This window comes from Vagococcus sp. WN80Y (assembly GCF_059621045.1).
Genome location: NZ_JCAQHY010000042.1, coordinates 1 through 920, shown reverse-complemented (window position 1 = coordinate 920; position 920 = coordinate 1). Strand labels below are relative to the sequence as shown.

2 protein-coding genes are annotated in these 920 nt (G+C 38.0%); both read left to right on the top strand.

All coding sequences use genetic code 11. From position 1 onward, the window contains the following. Positions 1-576: TraM recognition domain-containing protein (locus AC5KOD_RS02545; RefSeq protein ID WP_496912973.1), on the top strand; the 576-nt coding region annotated here is incomplete at its 5' end. 150 nt (positions 577-726) lie between these two features. After that, the coding region (locus tag AC5KOD_RS02540; protein ID WP_496912972.1) for a hypothetical protein at positions 727-920 on the top strand (194 nt) is incomplete at its 3' end.

Genomic DNA, 920 nt, shown 5'->3' with positions numbered 1-920 from the left:
ATGAAGCGAGCCGAACTAAGCGAAGAACAAAGGCAGCCGATTTCTTTGGTGGTGGACGAATTTCATGCCTACATTAAAAAATCGGCTGGTAAATTTGAACAAATTTTGGCGCTTACGAGGGGGCTTGGCATGGCTTGTACTCTAGCTTGCCAAAACCTCGGGCAAATGCCAAAAGAGCTAAAGGAGGCGGTATTTACAAATGCCAGAAGTAAAATAATTTTTGGCACACCAAATAAAAGAGACGCTGTGCAGTTTGCAGACCTTACAGCGTCTCAGTTGAGTGAAGTAGACTTTCAAAGCCTACCTCAATATCAAATATACACCTGTTTGAATGAAAAGAAAATTGCTAATGCTTGGTTAAGTGGAAAAACTTTCCCACCAAAACCAAGCTTACGATTACCTGCCGAAGTTTTTGCCAAAAGTGCAGAAACTTATGGGCGAGATATTGATGAAATTGAAAAAGAATATATTGAACTCATGAGTTCAAATGATAAACAAGAGATTGATAAATTACCAGATGAGATTGATTTTTCAGTTGGAAGATTAACGAAAAAAGCTAAAAAATCAGACGAATAAACTTGTCTGAGCTACTGTCTGACCGTGTCAACGAAGCATGGCTTCTTTGAGGCGGTAAATCAACAAAAAATTAAAATAAGGGAGATGACTTTTATATATAAATTTTCCTAATTTAATGTATAAATAAAACTCTCCCGAGGGGGACTTACCATGAACGACAAACAAGAACAAAAACGTATATCTAAACCCGAACTCCGTCGCCTGTCGGCACTACTGGACTCACGCGAATTTGAAATTTTGCAGACGATTAACAATGTAAAATTTATTACAGCCAATCAATTGCAACGCATCTTTTTTACGAAAAACGAGAACCAAGCTACTAATTTGCGAGCTTGCAACAGACT